General features: G+C 59.1%; 12 protein-coding genes. 9 read left to right on the top strand and 3 right to left on the bottom strand.

Translation table 11 applies throughout. The features are described 5' to 3' along the window. Positions 1-17 precede the first annotated feature (17 nt). Positions 18-911 carry a DMT family transporter gene (locus QU606_RS27525; RefSeq protein WP_162163613.1) on the bottom strand — a complete coding sequence of 298 codons (894 nt, stop codon included), beginning with the start codon at positions 909-911 and terminating at the stop codon, positions 18-20. A 160-nt stretch (positions 912-1,071) separates the two neighbouring features. On the opposite strand from QU606_RS27525, the gene QU606_RS27520 reads away from it, so the two are divergent. Then, entirely contained in the window at positions 1,072-2,496 is a 1,425-nt protein-coding gene (locus tag QU606_RS27520; protein WP_024076879.1) for a PLP-dependent aminotransferase family protein, read from the top strand. Between the two features lie 111 nt (positions 2,497-2,607). Here QU606_RS27520 and QU606_RS27515 read toward each other — a convergent pair whose 3' ends face one another. Further along, positions 2,608-3,426, bottom strand: coding sequence for a pyruvate, water dikinase regulatory protein (locus tag QU606_RS27515; protein WP_024076878.1), 819 nt, complete (start codon positions 3,424-3,426; stop codon positions 2,608-2,610). 178 nt (positions 3,427-3,604) lie between these two features. Between QU606_RS27515 and ppsA the strand changes: the two genes are divergently transcribed. The 8 genes from ppsA to QU606_RS27475 all read left to right on the top strand — a co-directional run bounded on the left by ppsA (position 3,605) and on the right by QU606_RS27475 (position 11,701). Further along, positions 3,605-5,980 carry a phosphoenolpyruvate synthase gene (gene ppsA / locus QU606_RS27510; protein WP_024076877.1) on the top strand — a complete coding sequence of 792 codons (2,376 nt, stop codon included), beginning with the start codon at positions 3,605-3,607 and terminating at the stop codon, positions 5,978-5,980. Positions 5,981-6,085: 105 nt separating this feature from the next. Next, entirely contained in the window at positions 6,086-7,075 is a 990-nt protein-coding gene (locus tag QU606_RS27505) for an alpha/beta fold hydrolase (protein ID WP_024076876.1), read from the top strand. A gap of 189 nt (positions 7,076-7,264) precedes the next feature. Further along, a complete protein-coding gene (gene rraA / locus QU606_RS27500; protein WP_024076875.1) occupies positions 7,265-7,756 on the top strand; it encodes a ribonuclease E activity regulator RraA in 492 nt (163 codons plus the stop codon). Positions 7,757-7,780: 24 nt separating this feature from the next. After that, positions 7,781-8,776 carry a zinc transporter ZntB gene (locus QU606_RS27495; protein WP_024076874.1) on the top strand — a complete coding sequence of 332 codons (996 nt, stop codon included), beginning with the start codon at positions 7,781-7,783 and terminating at the stop codon, positions 8,774-8,776. A gap of 86 nt (positions 8,777-8,862) precedes the next feature. Continuing rightward, entirely contained in the window at positions 8,863-9,108 is a 246-nt protein-coding gene (locus tag QU606_RS27490; RefSeq protein ID WP_005790375.1) for a hypothetical protein, read from the top strand. A gap of 2 nt (positions 9,109-9,110) precedes the next feature. Continuing rightward, entirely contained in the window at positions 9,111-9,935 is an 825-nt protein-coding gene (locus QU606_RS27485) for a mechanosensitive ion channel domain-containing protein (protein WP_003175519.1), read from the top strand. A gap of 87 nt (positions 9,936-10,022) precedes the next feature. Then, a complete protein-coding gene (gene sigX / locus QU606_RS27480) occupies positions 10,023-10,613 on the top strand; it encodes an RNA polymerase sigma factor SigX (protein ID WP_017845210.1) in 591 nt (196 codons plus the stop codon). Positions 10,614-10,720: 107 nt separating this feature from the next. Continuing rightward, complete coding sequence (locus QU606_RS27475; RefSeq protein WP_024076873.1) at positions 10,721-11,701, top strand: OmpA family protein; 981 nt, start codon at positions 10,721-10,723, stop codon at positions 11,699-11,701. Between the two features lie 64 nt (positions 11,702-11,765). Here the strand turns inward: QU606_RS27475 and cobA are convergent, their stop codons facing one another. Then, positions 11,766-12,509, bottom strand: a complete 744-nt coding sequence (cobA, locus tag QU606_RS27470) for a uroporphyrinogen-III C-methyltransferase (protein WP_024076872.1) — start codon at positions 12,507-12,509, stop codon at positions 11,766-11,768. Positions 12,510-12,513 lie beyond the last annotated feature (4 nt).

Here is a 12,513-nt window from a genome sequence, read left to right as displayed (position 1 = left end):
TGTGAGGGCCGGGAGGGTCAATTTTTCTTGGCCATGAGTTTTTCAATGGGCAACTTGGTGATCGCAAAGCCGGCCAGCAGGATGGCCGAGTACAGCATCAGGTCGCGGGAAATCGTCACGCCTTCGTACCAGGCGCCGATGATCACCGCGAACACCGGGAAGATGATGAACACGAATGACAGGATGATCGGGCTCAGGCGCTTGAGCAGCATGAAGTACACGATGAACCCACCCACCGAGGCGACCAGCCCCAGGTAGAACAGGGCGCTCCAGGAGCGCAGGGTGATGGCTTCGAAGGTCGGCGCTTCAAACCACAGCCCGGCGACGAACAGCATCAGCCCGGCAATCCCGATGGGCAGCGTGTTGTAGGTGATCACGCTGATGGCGCTGCCTTTCTGCTTGGTAATGACGTAGCACAGGGCATGCATGATCGCGGCGCTCAGAATCGCCAGCACCCCGAAGAACTCGGCGTGGTCCAGGTGCAGGCCCTGGCTCTTGATGATCATGTACAGGCTGCCGAAGCCGATACCGATGCCGACCACTTGGGAAAAATAGATGCGCTCGCGCAGGAACAGTGCGGAAAAAATCAGGATGAACACCGGCATGCAGCTGAACAGCAGGGCGGTGAGGCCGGACGACACATGCATCTCACCGTAGTTGAGCAGGTAATAGGGCACGCTGAAGTAGGACAGGGTCACGAACACGAAGAACCAGCGGCTTTCCCTGGGGAACAGGATCGGCTCACGGCGCACCATGGCGAAACACAGGAACAGCGGGAAGGCGATAAGGAAGCGCAGGCCGGCGGAGGTCAGCGGCGGCACGCTCTCCACCGCGATCTTGATGCCCAGCCAGGTAGTGCCCCAACTCAGGCACACGATGAGAAACATCACACTGGTCACCAGGCCGGCCAACCACTGTTTTTGAGTTTTTGTTTTTGCAGTGTTTTCGAGAACGGCGGACATTGGCATCGTTTATTGCTTCCCTGAGCCGGAATTGAACTCTATATTGAACTTGTAATGAGTTATTTTTTTGGCTGATTGAACCCGTAAAAGCACACTATTAGGGCGAAAGATGACTGTCAAAACAAATATTGACATGGTGTCAATTATGCGTGAGGGGTTATCCAACGGGCAGGGCGTCAAGTACAAGCGCCTGTCCGATGTCATGGAACGGGGTATCCTCGAAGGCTTGATTGAACCGGGACGAAAACTACCGCCCCACCGGGTGCTTTCCGACAATCTGGGCGTGACTATCGGCACTATCAGCCGGGCCTACGGCGAACTCGAACGCCTCGGCCTGGTGGTGGCGCGGGTCGGTGACGGCACGTTCGTGCGCAAGCGTGGGATGGAGCGACAGCGTGATGAAGGCTTTCGTAACTTCAGCGAAGAGCCGCGGCAGTACTTTGATATGAGCCGCAACATGCATATCCCGGGGCAGGAGACGTTATTCCTGGCCCAGAGCTTCCAAACCCTGTCGACCAATGCCAAGTTCCTCCAGGACATCAGCGCCTACACCCCTGACGCCGGCCTGCCGCGCTACCGTGAAGCCGGTGCGCAATGGCTGGTGCAGCGCGATTTCCATCCGATTCCCGAACAGGTCATCTGCGTCAACGGCGGCCAGCATGGGTTGTTGTGCGCGATGATGGCGCTGTTGCGTGCAGGCGATACGGTGGTCACCGAACAGTTGACCTACCCTGGCCTGATCACCGCCGCGCGCATGCTGGGTGTGCGTCTGATCGGCCTGGAGATGGATGAAGAGGGCGTGCTGCCGGGAGCGCTGGATGAAGTCTGTCGTAATCACCGGGTTTCGGCGTTGTATTGCACGCCGACCATCCAGAATCCTACGACGGCGGTCTTGTCGGTCGCACGTCGCGAGGCTTTGGTCAAAGTGTGCCGCGAGCACAACCTGCTGATTCTTGAAGATGAAGCCCACGGCGTGCTGGTAGAAGATCGGCCGCCGCCTCTCAGCTATTTCGCGCCTGAGCGTACGATTTTGATCAGCAGCCTGAGCAAGGCGGTATCGGCCGGTTTACGCGTGGGTTACGTGCACGCGCCACCGGCGCTGGTCAGCCGTATCTCGGCGGCCTTGCGCTCGACCTGCTGGATGGCCACCCCCGTGACCCTGGAACTGGCCACCCAATGGATCGAAAACGGCACGGCGGAATACCTGCTGCGCCAGCAGATCAACGAGATCAGCCGGCGCAAAGCGCTGGTGCGCGACCTGTTGGCCGGGCTGGAATACCGCACCCATCTCAATAGCCCGCATTTCTGGATTGAAGTCCCAGAGCCCTGGCGCGCGTCGGAAATCGAGGCAGAGCTCAAGCAGAACAATTACCTGATCGCCACCGCCGAAGCGTTCGCCGTCGGGCAAACGGCTGTGCCGCAGTTTATTCGAGCGAGTATCTGCAATACGTCGGGCGATGATCAGTTGTTGCGGGCCGGGTTCGATGCGTTGGCGACGGCGTTGGGGCAGGGCGGTGGGCGGTTCCACCTGTAGCGAGGGGCGTTGTTGGGGGGAGCGGGCTTCTTTGTGGCGAGCGGGCTTGTTGTGGCAAGCCCGCTCGCCACAACAAGCCCGTTCACCACCGTTAAGCAGCGTCTCAAGGCATTATTTGAAGCGTCGCTCGACGCCTTTCTCCACCAGAATCTTCGCTGAGATCTCCTCCACCGAAAAATGCGTGGAATTGATATGCGCAATATTCTCGCGACGGAACAGATTTTCCACTTCACGCACTTCGAATTCGCACTGGGCATAGCTGGAGTAGCGGCTGTTGGGCTTGCGCTCGTTGCGAATGGCCGTGAGGCGGTCCGGGTCGATGGTCAGGCCGAAGAGCTTATGTGAATGCGCGCGCAGGGCGGCCGGCAACGTCAGGTGCTCCATGTCGTCCTCGGTCAACGGGTAGTTGGCCGCACGGATACCGAATTGCATCGCCATGTACAGACAGGTGGGCGTTTTGCCGCAGCGGGACACGCCGACCAGAATCAGATCGGCCTTGTCGTAGTAGTGGGTACGGGCGCCGTCATCGTTGTCGAGGGCGAAGTTCACCGCCTCGATACGCTCCATGTAATTGGAGTTATGCCCAATGGAATGGGACTTTCCGACCGAATAAGAGGAGTGTTCGCTCAACTCCTGTTCCAGCGGCGCCAGGAAGGTCGAGAAAATATCGATCATGAAACCATTGGAGGTTGCGAGGATCTCACGGATGTCTTGATTGACGATGGTGTCGAAAATGATCGGCCGAAAGCCGTCTTTTTCTGCCGCCAGATTGATTTGTTGTACCATGGCCCGCGCTTTATCCACGTTGTCGATATAGGGCCGCGTGAATTTGGCGAAGGTAATGTTTTCGAACTGCGCGAGCAGGCTCTGACCCAGGGTTTCGGCTGTAATGCCGGTGCCGTCGGAAATAAAGAAAGCAGATCGTTTCATTTGAGCCCTGGGCCTTAAGCTGATGGCGAATCTTGGATATGATAGGCGCGATTTTGCCGTCCCGCAGTGGGCCGCATTCTCACTTATTTTCCAGGTCCAGGCCACAAGCGCTGGCGAATGCTCCTACTGAGCAGCCGGCGTCCTGAGCTTTTCCAACACAGAAAGTGGAGAGATCACCTTGGTAGAGTACGTAGTTTCCCTCGATAAGCTCGGCGTCCATGATGTAGAGCACGTAGGGGGCAAGAACGCATCCCTCGGCGAGATGATCAGTAATCTTGCAGGCGCTGGTGTCTCGGTGCCCGGTGGTTTTGCCACCACTGCCCAGGCTTACCGCGATTTCCTCGAACTGAGCGGTCTCAACGCCCAGATCCACGCCGCGCTGGATGCCCTGGACGTCGATGACGTCAACGCCCTGGCCAAGACCGGCGCCCAGATCCGTCAATGGATCATGGAAGCCGAGTTCCCCGAGAAGCTCAACGAAGAAATCCGGACGGCCTTCGCCACCCTGTCGGCCGGCAACCCGGACATGGCCGTCGCCGTGCGTTCCTCGGCCACCGCCGAAGACTTGCCCGACGCCTCCTTCGCCGGCCAGCAGGAAACCTTCCTCAACATCCGCGGCGTGGAAAACGTGATCCGCGCGGCCAAGGAAGTGTTTGCCTCGCTGTTCAACGACCGTGCCATTTCCTACCGGGTCCACCAGGGTTTCGACCACAAGCTGGTGGCCCTGTCTGCCGGTGTGCAGCGCATGGTGCGTTCTGAAACCGGCACCGCCGGCGTGATGTTCACCCTCGATACCGAGTCGGGCTTCCGTGACGTGGTGTTTATCACCGGCGCCTACGGCCTGGGTGAAACCGTCGTACAAGGTGCGGTCAACCCCGATGAATTCTACGTACACAAGGGCACCCTCGAAGCGGGTCGCCCGGCCATCCTGCGCCGCAACCTGGGCAGCAAGGCCATCAAGATGATCTACGGCGACGAGGCCAAGGCCGGTCGCTCGGTGAAAACCGTTGATGTGGACAAGGCCGAGCGCGCGCGTTTCTGCCTGACCGACGCTGAAGTCAGCGAACTGGCCAAGCAGGCGATGATCATCGAGAAGCACTACCAGTGCCCGATGGACATCGAGTGGGCCAAGGACGGTGATGACGGCAAGCTGTATATCGTGCAGGCGCGTCCCGAGACCGTGAAGAGCCGCACTTCGGCCAATGTCATGGAGCGCTACCTGCTCAAGGAAACCGGCACCGTGCTGGTGGAAGGCCGAGCCATTGGCCAGCGCATTGGCGCCGGCAAGGTGCGGATCATCAAGGACGTGTCCGAAATGGACAAAGTCCAGCCCGGCGACGTGCTGGTCTCCGACATGACCGACCCGGACTGGGAGCCGGTGATGAAGCGCGCCAGCGCTATCGTCACCAACCGTGGCGGGCGTACCTGCCACGCGGCGATCATCGCCCGTGAACTGGGGATCCCGGCGGTCGTGGGCTGCGGCAATGCGACCCAGTTGCTCAAAGATGGCCAGGGCGTGACCGTTTCCTGCGCCGAAGGCGACACCGGCTTCATCTTCGAAGGCGAGTTGGGCTTCGACATCAAGCAAAACTCCATCGACGCCATGCCGGACCTGCCGTTCAAGATCATGATGAACGTCGGTAACCCGGACCGTGCCTTCGACTTCGCGCAACTGCCGAACGCCGGCGTGGGTCTGGCCCGCCTGGAGTTCATCATCAACCGCATGATCGGCGTGCACCCCAAGGCCCTGCTGAACTACGACGGCCTGCCACAGGACATCAAGGACAGCGTCGACAAACGCATCGCCGGCTACAACGACCCGGTGGGCTTCTATGTCGAGAAGCTGGTGGAAGGCATCAGCACCCTGGCGGCTGCGTTCTACCCGAAAAAGGTCATCGTGCGCCTGTCGGACTTCAAGTCCAACGAATACGCCAACCTGATCGGCGGCAAGCTCTACGAGCCGGAAGAAGAAAACCCGATGCTGGGCTTCCGCGGTGCCTCGCGTTACATCAGCGAAGCGTTCCGTGATTGCTTCGAGCTTGAATGCCGCGCCCTCAAGCGCGTGCGCAACGAGATGGGCCTGACCAACGTTGAAATCATGGTGCCGTTCGTACGCACCCTGGGTGAAGCGAGCCAGGTTGTGGATTTGCTGGCCGAAAACGGCCTGTCCCGTGGTGAGAACGGCCTGCGCGTCATCATGATGTGCGAACTGCCGTCCAACGCCATCCTGGCCGAAGAGTTCCTCGAGTTCTTCGACGGCTTCTCCATCGGCTCCAACGACCTGACCCAGCTGACCTTGGGCCTGGACCGCGACTCCGGGATCATCGCGCACCTGTTCGACGAGCGTAACCCGGCGGTCAAGAAGCTGCTGGCCAACGCCATCCAGGCTTGTAACAAGGCTGGCAAGTACATCGGTATCTGCGGCCAAGGCCCTTCCGACCACCCTGACCTGGCCAAATGGTTGATGGAACAGGGCATCGAAAGCGTCTCGCTGAACCCCGATTCGGTGCTGGAAACCTGGTTCTTCCTGGCGGAAGGCCAAGCGTCCGCCTAAGGTCGACGCGTCAAAAGTGCCGGTCAATCGTCAGGTTGGCCGGCATTCTTATCTGTACAGGGCGGAACTCCTTCCGGACGCCGCCCTTTTTTGTGCAAGAGCATTATGCAAAGCAGCAGCAACCTGTTTCCCGTCGCCCTGATCAGCGCTGAACGTCGTGGCGACCTGAGTGAAGATGTGTATCGACTCAAACCCGGTAACAGTCCCGACGGCACCGTCGAGCTGGCCGTCACCCGGTTGGGCCTGGCCGATGTCCCGGAAAACCGGGGCATTCCGGTTATCTTGTTGCATGGCAGTTTTTCCAATCGACGCTTTTGGTATTCGCCCAAGGGCATTGGCCTGGGGGCCTATTTGGCGCGCCAGGGATTCGACGTGTGGATCCCGGAAATGCGCGGGCATGGGCTGTCCCGGCGCAACCAACAGTACGCCCGCAACCGCGTTGCCGACTATGCCCGCTACGATTTGCCGGCGATCGGCGCGTTTGTGCGCGAGCAAAGTGCGCAGGTTCCGCACTGGGTCGGCCATTCCCTCGGCGCCACTACCCTGGCAGCGGCCTTGGGGGGGAAGCACCTGGGAGCGCCGGCAGTGGCCTCGGTGGCCTTGTTTGGCTGCCAGGTGAGTCGCACCCACTGGCCATTGAAAATTCCACCGGTGGAGTGGACCGGCCGCTTGTTCTTGAAACGTTTTGGCCAGGTCTCTGGCGCTCGGCTCAAGCGTGGCCCGGAGGATGAACCGGCTGGTGTGATGATTGAGGCCATGCGCTGGAATGGCCTGTTTGGACGCTTTGGCGATGGCAAGCAGGACTGGTGGAAAGGCCTGGCCGATGTGGACGTACCGCTGCTGGCCGTCAGTGCCGCGGGCGACCGGCAGGACCCGGATTGGGCGTGCCGCAAGCTGTTCGAGCAAGTCGGCTCCGAGCACCGCCAATACCTGTGCCTGGGACGCCAGCAAGGTTTTACCGGGGACTTCGGGCATGTGGAAATGCTGGTCAGCAAACCCGCCCAGATCGAGGTGTGGCCGCTGGTGGAGCAATGGTTGAAAGATCCGCTGACACCCTCGCTGGGTGCCAGGCCTGAGGCTTTGGTCGTAGTTTGACGCAGCGCTCTGCCAAGGGCGTTTCGCTCGTGTGTGGTTGCGGCTAAGATATGACGCGTTAATCGCTTCTGGTCATATTCAGTCGCGCAGTGGTTATTGCGTTGCGACGAAGCGGATGGGATGTTGCGCACCGGCCCAGGCTGGCGCTTCTTTCGAAAGACTCTTCTTTGACAGAAAGGAATTTTTTCAATGAACCATTACGTGACCCCCGACTTGTGCGACGCCTACCCGGAACTGGTGCAGGTGGTCGAGCCGATGTTCAGCAACTTCGGCGGTCGAGACTCCTTTGGCGGCGAGATTGTCACCATTAAATGCTTCGAAGATAACTCTCTGGTCAAGGAACAGGCCGACCAGCCAGGTACCGGCAAGGTATTGGTGGTCGACGGTGGTGGTTCGCTGCGCCGTGCGCTGCTGGGCGACATGATCGCCGAAAAAGCCGCGAAAAACGGTTGGGAAGGCCTGGTGATCTACGGCTGCATCCGGGATGTCGACGTGATCGCCCAGACCGACCTGGGGGTGCAGGCCCTGGCCAGCCATCCGATGAAGACCGACAAGCGCGGTATTGGCGACTTGAACGTGGCGGTCACCTTTGCGGGTGTGACGTTTCGCCCGGGTGAATACATCTACGCCGACAATAATGGCGTGATCGTGTCGCCCAGCCCGCTGAAAATGCCTGAATAAACCGCAATAGCCAACGGGGTGAGGATGTTCGAGGAAGAAAACGCGCAATGGGGGCTGGTGCATGCCCTGGTGCTGGACGGTAAAGGCGGTGCGCGTTCGATTGCCCGGACTGAGCTCGACGATTTGCATATGCAGCCCCAGGAAAGCCTGTGGCTGCATTGGGACCGCAGCCATCCCCAGACCCAGACCTGGTTGCGCACCTCCAGCGGCTTGAGCGAATTCGCCTGTGACCTGCTGCTGGAAGAGAACACCCGGCCGCGCCTGTTGCCGCTGCCGGACGCCGAATTGCTGCTGTTCCTGCGTGGGGTCAACCTCAACCCGGGCGCGGAGCCTGAGGACATGGTCTCGGTGCGTATTTTTGCCGCAGCCAGCCGTGTGATCTCCCTGCGTTTGCGCCCGCTGCGTGCCACCGATGAATTGCTGGTGCAACTGGAGGAGGGCACCGGGCCCAAGACCGCATCCGAACTCATCCTTTATATGGCGCAGTACCTCACTCATAAAGTGCAGGATCTGGTCTCGGACCTGTCTGAAATCGTCGATATCGAGGAAGAAAAACTGGATGCCGACGAACGGTATACTCCGGAGCATGGCAGCGTTTTGCAGATCCGTCGGCGAGCGGCCGGGCTCAAGCGTTTCCTGTTCCCGCAGCGGGATATTTTTGCCCAGCTGACGCGGATCAAATTGCCGTGGTTTTGTGATGACGATGCCGACTACTGGAACGAATTGAACAACAGCCTGACCCGCTACCTGGAAGAGCTCGAATTGACCCGGGAGCGCGTGGGGCTTGTGCTTGAGACCGAAGACCGGCGCTTGAGCGTGCGCATGAACCGCACCATGTACCGCTTCGGGATCATCACCGGGATCTTCCTGCCGATGAGCTTTCTGACCGGCCTGCTGGGGATCAATGTGGGGGGGATTCCGTTCTCTTCCAGCCCCTACGGATTTGTGATTGCCTGCCTGCTGATGGTCTCGGTGGCGCTCGGACAATGGTGGCTATTTCGACGATTGCGCTGGGTTTGACCTGAATATGAGCTGAACGTAGGAAGGGTCCCATGTGACCTCAAGAATTTTACCCTCGTCTTTTAAAACACTTGCGAGAGGTCTTTATGCACGATCCGTTCGAACAGTCTTTGCGTGACATGCTCAATGCCTCGCCGTCCAACCGCGACGACGATGCTTGCCTGGGTCGCGTGTTGAAAACCGCCAACCGTCAGGTGGGTGCGGGGGACCTGTTCGGCCTGCTCGGTCGGTGGTTACCGGCGTTGATGATGGCCCTGAACAACGGTTCAGCCCATGTATCGCCGGTTTCCCGTCGTAAACCTCTTGCTCGCACTGCTGATAAGGCTGATTGAATATGGAACTTGATCTCTGGACCCAGAGCCTGGTCACCGCGATGACCGCATTGTGGACCAAGGTGGCGAATTTCATTCCCAACCTGTTTGGGGCGCTGGTCCTGGTGCTGCTGGGCTTTGTCGTGGCCAAGCTGCTCGACACCCTGCTGTCCAAATTGCTCGCGAAACTGGGCCTTGATCGCCTGATGGCAGGTACCGGGCTGACCAAGCTGCTCGGCCGCGCCGGTCTGCAAGTGCCGATTTCGACCTTGATCGGCAAGATCGTCTATTGGTTCGTATTGCTGATTTTTCTGGTTTCAGCGGCTCAATCCCTTGGACTTGAGCGAGTTTCAGCTACGCTCGACATGCTTGCGCTGTATTTACCGAAGGTTTTCGGTGGCGCGCTGGTCCTGCTTGTCGGCGTTTTGCTGGCGCAACTGGCCAATGGGCTGGTGCGCGGGGCTGCCGAAGGGGTAGGGCTGGACTATGCGGCAGGCCTGGGGCGAATTGCCCAGGGGCTGGTGATCATCATCAGTATTTCCGTCGCGATCAGCCAGTTGGAGGTCAAGACTGACCTGCTCAACCATGTGATTGTGATTGTTTTGATTACCGTTGGTCTGGCCGTTGCGCTGGCCATGGGGTTGGGAAGCCGGGAAATTGCCGGCCAGATTCTTGCGGGAATCTACGTGCGTGAGTTGTATCAGGTGGGGCAGCAAGTGCGTGTGGGCGAGGTCGAAGGGCAAATCGAGGAGATCGGCACGGTCAAGACAACGGTGCTGACCGATGACGGCGACCTGGTGTCGCTGTCCAATCGGATTCTCCTGGAGCAGCAGGTCAGTAGCCGCTAACGCGGCAAACCCTGCTAATGTACGCCGCCGCGAACCTGGGTGACCGGATTGCAGCGGACATTGACCTGACTGTCGGCACGACTTGTTTTGAATAAAGCCCAAACGCTGTCCACGCGCTATGACCCCCGTGAGCTCTCTGATGAGGAGTTGGTCGCGCGCGCGCACACGGAGCTGTTTCACGTAACTCGTGCGTACGAAGAATTGATGCGCAGATATCAACGCACTCTGTTCAACGTTTGTTCAAGGTATTTAGGGAACGATAGAGATGCGGATGATGTCTGTCAGGAAGTGATGCTCAAGGTGCTGTACGGCCTGAAGAACTTCGAGGGCAAATCGAAGTTCAAGACCTGGCTCTACAGCATCACGTACAACGAGTGCATCACGCAGTATCGGAAGGAACGGCGAAAGCGTCGCTTGATGGACGCCTTGAGTCTCGACCCCCTTGAGGAGGCGTCTGAAGAAAAGACGCCGGCACCCGAGGAGAAGGGTGGACTTGATCGCTGGTTGGTGCATGTGAACCCGATTGACCGGGAAATTCTGGTGCTACGATTTGTCGCAGAGCTGGAGTTTCAGGAAATCGCCGACATCATGCACATGGGTTTGAGTGCTACAAAAATGCGTTACAAACGTGCTCTTGATAAATTACGTGAGAAATTTGCGGGCGAGACTGAAACTTAGTGCGTGGCAAATATCTCTTACGTGTAGGCAAGTTCTGTTAGACTTGTCGCCGAGTTGTCCCCCGGTTTGTGGGACTGCTTTACAATCACCAGATGGGGATTTAACGGATGAAACTGAAAAACACCTTGGGCTTGGCCATTGGTACTCTTATTGCCGCTACTTCTTTCGGCGCGCTGGCACAAGGCCAAGGCGCAGTTGAAGGCCAGCTGTTCTACAAAAAGCAGTTCAACGATAGCGTCAAGCACATCGAAGACGGCTATAACCCTGGCGCTAGCATCGGTTACTTCATTACCGACGACGTGTCGGTTAACCTGAACTACGACACCACCAACCACACCCGTTCGAACGACGGTACTGGCAACCAGAAGATCAAAGGTGACACTGGCAGCGTGACTGCTCAGTACCACTTCGGTCAGGCCGGTGTTGACTCCCTGCGTCCATACGTAGAAGGTGGTTTCGGTCACCAGAGCCGTACCAACGTACAGGCTGACGGCCACAGCGGTCGCGACCAGTCGACCCTGGCTATCGCTGGCGCTGGTGTGAAGTACTACTTCACCAACAACCTGTTCGCTCGTGCTGGCGTTGAGTCTGACTACAACCTGGACAACGGCAAGTGGGACTACTCCGCACTGGTTGGCCTGGGCGTGAACTTCGGCGGTAACGCTGGCGCAGCTGCTCCAGCTCCTACCCCAGCACCAGCTCCAGAGCCAGTTCCAGAGCCAGAAGCTCCGGTTGCTCAGGTTGTTCGTGTTGAGCTGGACGTCAAGTTCGACTTCGACAAGGCCGTTGTTAAGCCTAACAGCTACGGCGACGTGAAAAACCTGGCCGACTTCATGGCTCAGTACCCAGCTACCAACGTAGAAGTTGCTGGTCACACTGACTCCGTAGGTCCAGACGCTTACAACCAGAAGCTGTCCCAGCGTCGTGCTGACGCTGTTAAGCAAGTCCTGGTTAAAGACGGCGTTGCTCCTAGCCGTATCACCGCAGTAGGTTACGGCGAATCCCGCCCAGTTGCTGACAACGCAACTGAAGCTGGTCGTGCCATCAACCGTCGCGTAGAAGCGTCGGTAGAAGCTACCGCTAAGTAAGTAATTACTGAGTGGTAGAAAAAAGCCCGGCTTAGGCCGGGCTTTTTTTCGCCTGGAATTTGCCTCAGGCGCTGGCGGCTTCTGTCAGCTGGGCGACCTGTGCCATGCCGGCCACCTGGCCAATCACCAGGATTGCCGGGCTCTTCAGGGCGAACGCCTGCGCATCCTCGTGCATGCGCCACAGCTCGCTGCGGCACTCGCGTTGCTGCGCCAGCGAGGCATTTTCGATCATCGCCACTGGCGTATCCGCCGCCATGCCGCCTTCAAGCAATTGCTCGCGAATCTCCTCCAGCTTCGCTACGCCCATGTAAACCACCAGCGTCGTACCACCCTCGGCCAAGGCTCGCCAGTTCAGGCGGCTGTCGTCCTGGGTATGTGCGGTGACCAGCGTTACGCCGCGACTGACCCCTCGCAACGTCAGGGGAATATCGCAATTGGTCGCCCCTGCCAGCCCTGCTGTGATTCCGTTGACCAACTCCACCTCGACCCCACGCTCGCGCAGCCAGGTGGCCTCTTCGCCACCCCGGCCGAAAATGCAGGGGTCGCCGCCCTTGAGGCGCACCACGCATTTGCCCTGGCGCGCATAGCGCAGCATCAGGCGGTGGATAAAATCCTGCGGCGTCGAGCGACAGCCGCCGCGTTTGCCGACGGTAATCACTCGCGCATCGCCGCAATGCTCCAGCACCGCCGGGTTGACCAGGTCATCGATCAGCACCACATCGGCGGCGTGCATCGCCCGTACCGCCTTGAGGGTCAGCAACTCCGGATCACCGGGGCCTGCGCCCACCAGCCAGACTTTTGCGCTCATGTTG

Source organism: Pseudomonas sp. OVF7, from assembly GCF_030644265.1.
Taxonomy (GTDB): domain Bacteria; phylum Pseudomonadota; class Gammaproteobacteria; order Pseudomonadales; family Pseudomonadaceae; genus Aquipseudomonas; species Aquipseudomonas gorinensis.
Note: the sequence above shows the minus strand (reverse complement) of the source record. Positions and strands in the feature narration are given on the sequence as shown.